At 74.4% G+C, this 7,350-nt stretch carries 8 protein-coding genes and 1 pseudogene; 1 reads left to right on the top strand and 8 read right to left on the bottom strand.

The window, feature by feature from the left end:
- From HMPREF3105_RS06300 to HMPREF3105_RS06265, 8 genes and pseudogenes are all read right to left on the bottom strand, one after another.
- A pseudogene (locus HMPREF3105_RS06300) lies at window positions 1-209 on the bottom strand (alpha/beta hydrolase); the annotation flags it as partial.
- Window positions 206-664 carry a Tad domain-containing protein gene (locus tag HMPREF3105_RS06295; RefSeq protein WP_036381775.1) on the bottom strand — a complete coding sequence of 153 codons (459 nt, stop codon included), beginning with the start codon at window positions 662-664 and terminating at the stop codon, window positions 206-208. The gene HMPREF3105_RS06295 and the pseudogene HMPREF3105_RS06300, both read right to left, overlap by 4 nt.
- Complete coding sequence (locus tag HMPREF3105_RS06290; RefSeq protein ID WP_036313982.1) at window positions 664-1,092, bottom strand: hypothetical protein; 429 nt, start codon at window positions 1,090-1,092, stop codon at window positions 664-666. The genes HMPREF3105_RS06295 and HMPREF3105_RS06290 overlap by 1 nt, the downstream gene beginning before the upstream one ends.
- The gene (locus tag HMPREF3105_RS06285; protein ID WP_036381779.1) at window positions 1,076-1,504 is read right to left on the bottom strand and encodes a TadE/TadG family type IV pilus assembly protein; all 429 of its coding nucleotides are present in this window, start codon (window positions 1,502-1,504) and stop codon (window positions 1,076-1,078) included. Before HMPREF3105_RS06285 ends, HMPREF3105_RS06290 begins: the two co-directional genes overlap by 17 nt.
- Window positions 1,505-1,506: 2 nt before the next feature.
- Window positions 1,507-1,713, bottom strand: a complete 207-nt coding sequence (locus HMPREF3105_RS06280; RefSeq protein ID WP_010079078.1) for a hypothetical protein — start codon at window positions 1,711-1,713, stop codon at window positions 1,507-1,509.
- Between the two features lie 87 nt (window positions 1,714-1,800).
- Window positions 1,801-2,742, bottom strand: coding sequence for a type II secretion system F family protein (locus HMPREF3105_RS06275; protein WP_041104286.1), 942 nt, complete (start codon window positions 2,740-2,742; stop codon window positions 1,801-1,803).
- The gene (locus HMPREF3105_RS06270; protein WP_010079080.1) at window positions 2,739-3,596 is read right to left on the bottom strand and encodes a type II secretion system F family protein; all 858 of its coding nucleotides are present in this window, start codon (window positions 3,594-3,596) and stop codon (window positions 2,739-2,741) included. Before HMPREF3105_RS06270 ends, HMPREF3105_RS06275 begins: the two co-directional genes overlap by 4 nt.
- Entirely contained in the window at window positions 3,596-4,822 is a 1,227-nt protein-coding gene (locus tag HMPREF3105_RS06265) for a TadA family conjugal transfer-associated ATPase (protein WP_063190312.1), read from the bottom strand. The genes HMPREF3105_RS06270 and HMPREF3105_RS06265 overlap by 1 nt, the downstream gene beginning before the upstream one ends.
- 237 nt (window positions 4,823-5,059) lie before the next feature.
- Between HMPREF3105_RS06265 and HMPREF3105_RS06260 the strand changes: the two genes are divergently transcribed.
- Window positions 5,060-7,350 (top strand): FtsK/SpoIIIE domain-containing protein (locus HMPREF3105_RS06260; RefSeq protein ID WP_070708992.1); only part of this gene is annotated, 2,291 nt, incomplete at its 3' end.

Here is a 7,350-nt window from a genome sequence, read left to right as displayed (position 1 = left end):
TGCGCCGCCCAGGTGCGGGCGGCGTCGAGGACGGGGTCCGCATCGGTCGCCGGCCGTGCGGCCCGGGGGCGGCCCTGACCGCCGGCGTCCGTGCCCGGGTGGCCGGGCAGGGCGGGCGAGGCGGCGAGGTCGGCCACGGCGCCGAGGGCGTCAGCAAGGGGCTCGAAGTGGGCGGGCCGGCCACCGATGCCGTGGAGGAAGCGGATCACCGGGCCAGGCTAGTGCGACTGCTGCCCGTCGCCTCGAGGGGGACCGACAGGGGCAGTGTCCCCGCGAACGGGCCGGTCATGGCGAACAGATCGGCCCGGGCGTCGAGGGTGACGACGACGGTGGTGCCGTCGTCGGCCACGCGGGCGTTCATCCCGCCGAGCCCGGGCACGGCCTCCTGGGCACCGACGGCCGCGAGGTGTGCGCTGGCGGAGGCGGCGACGTCGTCGTCGGAGAGCACGACGCCCGGGTCCTCCCCCAGCCGGAAGCCGAGCTCCTCTGCCCCGGCGATGGCGGCCGAGTCCGCGAGCGACTGCAGGCGGCGGTGCTGCAACTGCACGGTGGTGACCGCGAGCATGACCAGCATGAGGGCCACGAGCACGGCGCACAGGCCGACGGTGAGGACGGTGGTCTGCCCGTCGTCGTGACCCAGGCGAGCGGTGAGGCGGCGGCGCATCAGAACCTCGGCACAGTCTGCCGGGCGTCGGAACCCACCGTCACGGGGGTCAGCGACCACGCTGCCGGCGTGAGAGGGACGGGCACCCCCACGTCCACCCGCACGGCGACGACCTCGCCCGGTTCGAGCGTGCCACAGCCGCCCTGATCGCAGCCGACGGTCAGGTCGTACTGGCCGGCGCCCACGCCGTAGTCGGCCAGCGTGAGCTCGACGGTGGCGTGGGCGGCGCCTGCGCTGGGGTGATCAGCCTCGGCGACCACGGCCTTGACGGCCTGGTCAGCGGCGGCGACCGAGGCGAACGCCGCGGCCTGGACCTGGGAGACGTAGATCATCAGGTACACCACGGGGATCAACAGGACGAGGGTGAGGCCCAGGAATTCGACCGTGGCCGCTCCCCGCTCGTCGCGGACGTCATTGACGGAACGCATGACCGCTCACCTCCACGGGGATCGGGCCCGGCAGGAACCCCAGGCCGGGCAGCGAGCTCGAGACCGTGACGCGCAGGACCGGGACCCCGTCCTGGCTGGTGAGCTCCGCGGCGACGTCGGCCCCGGACTGGCCGGGCACGCCGGCCGAGAGCAGCTCCCGAGCCCGCTGGACGCCGTCCTCGGGGCTCCGGTCCGCGAGCGCCCCGTACCGGGCGCCGGCGGAGGCGGCGTCGATCATCACGTTGCGCGTGTGGATCACGACGCCGGCCTGGAGCAGCGCCGCGAAGAGCAGGACGACCAGGGTCATCACCATGGTGGACTCGGCCACCGCGGCGCCCCGGTCGTCCCGCCAGCGGACACCCGTGTGGCCGCCACGGGGCGCCTGCGCGCCGTGGGCAGCACCCCGGGGCATGCTCAGCCGCCCTGGGACACCTGGGAGATGGCCTGGTTGAACAGTCCCTGGAGCGCCGGCAGGGCGAGGGCCAGCAGGCCGGCCACGAGCACGGCGGACATGAGGGTGATCATCACCCAGCCGGGGACGTCGCCGCGCTCGTCGCGGACGTCGTCGTGGATGAGGGCGCGCAGGGCGGCCAGGACGGTGATGGCGTGGTGGTGGAGCATGGTCCCCTCCTCGGGTGGCCGGCCGCCCGTGCGGCCGGAGTGGATGGTGATCGTGGGTGGATGGATGGACTATTCAGTTGTGGGTCTTCAGAACCCCAGGCGCATCAGGGAGATGCCGGGGAAGACGGCGAAGATCACCGTGAGCGGGAGGATGCCGAACACGAGGGGCACCATCATCTGTATCTCCTTCCGGCCGGCGGCCTCCATGAGCTCGCGGCGACCCATCTCACGCACGTCCTGGGCCTGCGCGCGCAGGACGTCGGCGAGGGGCGTGCCGCGGTCGAGCGCGATGAGCACGCCCCCGATGAACCGTTCGACGGGGGCCAGCTGCACGCGCCGTCCCATGGCCTTGAGCGCCGCGGACAGCGACGCCCCGGCACGCATGTCGGCGAGCGTGGTGCGGAACTCGCCGGCCAGCTCCCCGCGCGCCGTCCCCGCGATGCGTTCGAGCGCTCCGGCGGCGCTCTCCCCCGCGCCCACCGAGAGCGCGAACAGCTCGGCCACGGACGGGAACTCGGAGAGGATGGCCTCGCGCCGCCGTCGCACCCGCAGGGAGAGCAGCTGCTCCCGGAGCAGGAACCCGGCCATGCCGCCGGCGATCACGAGGGCGACCCCCGTGATCACCGGCACGCGGCCCGTGACGGTGAGGCTGAGCGCGAGGACGGCCGCCACGGCGGCCCCCGCGGCTCCGCTCAGGACCTGCTGGGCACGGAAGTCCGTCGACGTGACCGCGAGCCCCGCGGCGGCCAGCTTGCGGTCGAGCGCCACCCCGCCCGGGGAGATGCGCTGGACCCAGCCGACTCCGGCCTGCACCACGGGATCGAGGATGCGTCCCCACGCTCCCCAGGGTGAGGCGCCCGCACGTTCCTCCTCGAGGAGGCGGGAGGCCGGGATGTGGTGGCGCAGCTGCGGTTCGACCCGTTGCTCGAGGCTGGGGCGCCAGCCCACCGGCTGGGTGACCAGGATGAGGAGCAGTCCCGCCCCGAGGGTGAGGCCCAGGAGCGCGGCCCAGATCAGCGCGGACGTCATGCGAACACCCGCTTCTCCCGGGGCAGCGCGCCGATGCGGAGCATGACGCGGTAGCAGACGACGGAGGCCACCATGCCGGCGAGGAGCACGGCCCCGCCGGCGGCGGACCGGTAGGCCGCGACCGCGGCGGGCTGGGTCCCCAGCAGCAGGAGCACGAGCCACGGGGCGCACACCGCCAACCGGGCCGCGTTCACGGTCCACGACTGCCGGGCCTCGAGCTCGGCGCGGATGCGGGCGTCCTGCCGGAGGAACTCGGAGAGGGTCTGCAGCAGACGGCCGATGTCGGCGCCGCCGACCTCGCGGGTCAGGCGCAGCGAGACCACCAGGCGGTCCGCGACGGGGTCGGCCATCCGGGCCTTGAGCCGGTCCAGTGCGTCCACGAAGCGGGCTCCGGCCCGGTAGTCCCGGGCGAACTGCTGGAACGGCTCGCGCAGCCCCTCCGGCCCGGTCTCCCCGAGCTGGATGAGCGCCTCCGGGAGAGTCAGGCCCGCGCGGATGGCCGACCGGGCGTGGTCGATCGCGTCCGGCCACAGCTCGCGCAGTGCCGTGGACCGCCGGCGGGCCTGCCAGGACAACAGCAGCCAGGGCACGGCCGCGCCGAAGACGGCGAAGCACGCGGCGATGGTCCACGTACTGGTCAGCGACAGGACGAGCAGCCCGACCACGAGACCGCCGACGGCCATGGCGGACACGACGCCGGCCGGGCTGAGACGCTGGATGCCGGACTGGGCGATCAGCACACGCAGGCGCGAGTCGGGGCGGGCGGCCCCGGGTTTCTCCGTGGGAGGGGACCAGAGGGACCACCACAGCAGGAACAGGCCGCAGCCGAGCGCGAGCCCCAGCAGCGCGGCCATCAGCGCAGCCCCACCAGCTCGTGGACGTCCACGCCGCGACGGGCGAGCGCCTCGAACTCCAGGTTCGCACCCTCGTTGAGGCGCAGGTCGCCCTCGGCGTCACGCTGGAAGAGCGCCGACGTCTCGATGACCCCGCCCTCCACCCGTGAGCCGACGGTGAGGATCTCCCGCACCCGCCGGCGGCCCTGACGGTCGCGCTCGCAGTGCACGACGACGTCGATGCACGTGGCGACCGTCGGGACGACGAAGTCCCGGGAGATGTTCTCCCCGGCCAGCAGCGGCAGCGTGCAGAGCTTCGTGAGCGCGTCCGCGGCCGAGTTCGCGTGGATCGTGCACATGCCGGCCAGGCCGGAGTTCAGAGCGACGAGCATGTCCAGCGCCTCGGCCTCGCGCACCTCGCCGACGATCAGGCGGTCCGGGCGCATCCGCAGCGCCTCCTTGACGAGGCGACGCAGCGGGATCTCGCCGTGGCCCTCCAGGTTCGGCTGGCGGCACTGCAGCCCGACGACGTCGCGCACCGGGATCTGCAGCTCGAAGATCTCCTCCACGGTGATCACCCGCTCCCGCGGGCCGATGGCCGAAGCCAGGCAGTTGAGCAGGGTGGTCTTGCCCGCCTGGGTGGCCCCGCTGACGAGGATGTTCATGCCCGCGTCCACGGCCGCGTCCAGGAAGCGGGCCGCCGTCGGAGTGAGGGAACCGCCCCGGACGAGGTCGTCCAGCCGGCGCGCCCGGGCGATGAACTTCCGGATGTTCACGGCCCAGTGCCGCCGCGTGATGTCGGGGATGGCCACGTGCAGGCGCGAACCGTCTGGCAGGGCCGCGTCGACGAACGGCATCGACAGGTCCAGCCGCCGGCCCGAGGACTTCAACATGACTTCGACGAGGTCCTGCACCTCCTCCTCGGTCAGGACGATGCCCGTCAGCTCGGAGCGGCCGGACCGCGCGCAGTAGACGGCGTCCGGCGCGTTCAGCCAGATCTCCTCCACGGAGGGATCGTCCATGAGCCGCTGGAGCGGCCCGAGGCCCGCGATGCGGTCGAACAGGTCCTGCCGCGCCGCCACGGGATCGTCCAGGTCCGGCAGCGAGCTGACCATCGCGCGGGACTCGTAGTCCGCGGCCGCGTCCTGGATGAGCGTCAGGACCCGGGCGTGCTCACGCTGCGGGTCGATGCCCTGCCGCCGGACGATCTCCCGGATCTCGTCCTCGAGAATGCGCACCGCATCCATGTGTCCCTCCTGTGCCCGATTCGGCGCCATCCCCAGCGCCGCACATGTCTCGATCAGGAAGATACCCCGTTCCGTCGATGCGTGTGGTCCAGGACACCATGACTGTGGACAACGTGGCGGCGGTCCCGTTCGACGGGGAGTTGTCCACAGGCCGCCCGAACCGCCATCAGGCCGTGGCAGGGTCGTCCCCAGGCGGCCGGACGGGCCGGTCGCCGGTCTCAGGAGGGAGGGGCGGGGATGGCCTGGAGCGTGCGGATCCTGGGCGGGGCCGCTCCCGAGACATGGCGGGTGGAGCACTTCCCCGCCGACGCGGACGAGCAGGACCGGGCGGTGCGGGAACGTTTTCCCGCCCGGTCGCTGCACCGGTGCGCTGCCGGGCCGCGCAGCGTGACGTACGCGGAACGGGTCGGAAGTGCACCGGCCCGGGGGCCGGAGCTCGCGGTGGTCACCGAGCACGGACCCGACGCCGGCCGCCTCGTCCCTCTGGGGGAGGGCGGGTTGAGCACGGGACGCGGTGGGGCGCGGTTGCTGCTGGACGACCCCTCTGCCCCGTCGCGGCCGATGCGTCTGCGGCTCGCGCCCACCGGGCTGCACGTCCACGACGGTCCTCGGGACACCGGACGCCTGTGGGACGGCCGCAGCCCGCTCCCTGTGGGCCGGACCGCCCTGGGCCTGGTCCGCGGGCCCGGGGCCGCCCTGCCGCGGCCGATCACGCCGGAGCCGCCCGCCGTCGACCTCGGATCCCCACCGGCCCGGCAGTCCGTCGTGATCCCGCTGGTGGCGGCCCTGGGCCCGCTGGTGCTCGGGGTCGCCCTGGTCCTGATGATGGGCAACCCGATGTTCCTGCTGTTCGGTGTGCTGTCCGTGACGGTGGCGCTGGTCATGCTGGCGATGCAGCGCCGTACCCGGCTGCGGCATGCGCGGCTGCTCGCCGCCCGCGCGGACGCGGTCGTGCGCCGGCGGGCTCAGGCGGCACTGAGCCCCGGTGCGGTGGCCCGCGCCGTCCGCTCCGGCGCGACGGACCGCTTCGGGCTGACGTCGGGGGCCGACGAGGCCGTGGCGGTCTCGTGGGGTTCCGGCGTCGGGGCGCTGTCCCTGTCGCGGGACGACCCGGACGAGGCATGGGTGGAGGCCGTCACGTCGCGGCGCACCGTGATGACGACGTCACCGCCGGAGTCGCGCGTCGTCGTGGTCGGGCCGCCGCGCGATGTGGCCGGGGCCTGCCGGTGGGCGGTGTTCCAGCTCCTGCGGCACGCGGTGGCCGCCGACGGCGCGTTCGTGGTGGAGGCCGGTGGAGTCCGCCGCACCTGGTGGTCGGGCGGGTCCGGCCCGCGGCTGCTGGTGTCGGCTCCTGAGGACGCGGCACTGGATCCGGCGTGGCGAGCGTGGCGGGCCGCCATCGGCGACGACGCGGGGACGACGCCCACGGCCCAGACGGATCTGCCCTGGACGCAGTACGACTTCACCGGGCCGCCGCCTGCGCCGGGGGACGCCGTCGTCGACCTGCGCGGGCGCACCGTCGTGGTCCCGGCCGAACAGCAGCGCTTCGAGGACGTGGCCGCCGACGGCCTCGCCGACGGCACCCTGACCGCCTGGCTGACCGAGCTGGCCGACGACGTCGTGGACCTCGGCCTGCTGCCCACCGACGACGGGGACGGCACGCTCACACCCCCGGGGCAGGTGGGCGCCCGCGATGCCGTCGACGGGCTCACCGTGACCCTCGCCCGGGGCGGCGACGAGACGGGCGTCGTCGAGATGGACCTGGCCGCCGACGGTCCGCACCTGCTCATCGCGGGCACCACGGGATCCGGGAAGTCGGATCTCCTGCTGTCCCTTCTGCTGGGAGCCGCGGCGCACCACCCGCCGGCCGAGGTCGCGTTCCTGCTGCTGGACTTCAAGGGCGGCGCGTCGTTCGGCCCGCTGGGCGCGCTCCCCCACACGATGAGCCTGGAGACCAACCACGTGGGAACGGCCTCGTTGCGGGCGCTGAGCGCCATCCGGGCGGAGCTGCATCGCCGCGAGGCCCTCTTCGCGGAGGCCGGGGTCAGCGACTATCCCGGTTTCCGTCGCCGCCATCCGGACGCGGCGCTGCCTCGGCTCGTCGTGGCGATCGACGAACTGCGCGTGCTCGTGGACGACCACCCGGACGCGGCCGCCGTCCTGCAGCGTCTGGCCGCCACGGGCCGCTCCCTCGGCTTCCACCTCATCCTGGCCACGCAGCGGGCCACGGGTGCGGTGGGCTCGGACCTGCGCTCGAACCTGGGCAGCACGATCGCCCTGCGCACCGCGACGGAGCAGGAGTCGTGGGACCTGGTGGGCACGGCCGCCGCGGCCCGGCTCGACCCGCGTCGCCCCGGCTCCGCGATCCTCTCGACGGCGGGGCGCCCGACGGTCTCGTTCCGCGCATCCCAGTGGACGGTCGACGGCGGCACGCCCGTGTGGCGACGGCTGGGCGAGGCCGCGGCCGCCCCGGGCGTCGCCCCCTGGGAGGCCGTCGTCTCGGTCCTGGTGGAGAAGTACGCGGCGGG

Source organism: Micrococcus sp. HMSC31B01, from assembly GCF_001816085.1.
GTDB lineage: Bacteria > Actinomycetota > Actinomycetes > Actinomycetales > Micrococcaceae > Micrococcus > Micrococcus luteus.
Note: the sequence above shows the minus strand (reverse complement) of the source record. Positions and strands in the feature narration are given on the sequence as shown.

Excerpts from the sequence above, each read along its gene's own strand:
- HMPREF3105_RS06290 (WP_036313982.1), bottom strand. The coding sequence starts at position 1,092 with ATGCGTTCCGTCAATGACGTCCGCGACGAGCGGGGAGCGGCCACGGTC.
- HMPREF3105_RS06285 (WP_036381779.1), bottom strand. The coding sequence starts at position 1,504 with ATGCCCCGGGGTGCTGCCCACGGCGCGCAGGCGCCCCGTGGCGGCCAC.
- HMPREF3105_RS06270 (WP_010079080.1), bottom strand. The coding sequence starts at position 3,596 with ATGGCCGCGCTGCTGGGGCTCGCGCTCGGCTGCGGCCTGTTCCTGCTG.
- HMPREF3105_RS06295 (WP_036381775.1), bottom strand. The coding sequence starts at position 664 with ATGCGCCGCCGCCTCACCGCTCGCCTGGGTCACGACGACGGGCAGACC.
- HMPREF3105_RS06275 (WP_041104286.1), bottom strand. The coding sequence starts at position 2,742 with ATGACGTCCGCGCTGATCTGGGCCGCGCTCCTGGGCCTCACCCTCGGG.
- HMPREF3105_RS06280 (WP_010079078.1), bottom strand. The coding sequence starts at position 1,713 with ATGCTCCACCACCACGCCATCACCGTCCTGGCCGCCCTGCGCGCCCTC.
- HMPREF3105_RS06265 (WP_063190312.1), bottom strand. The coding sequence starts at position 4,822 with ATGGATGCGGTGCGCATTCTCGAGGACGAGATCCGGGAGATCGTCCGG.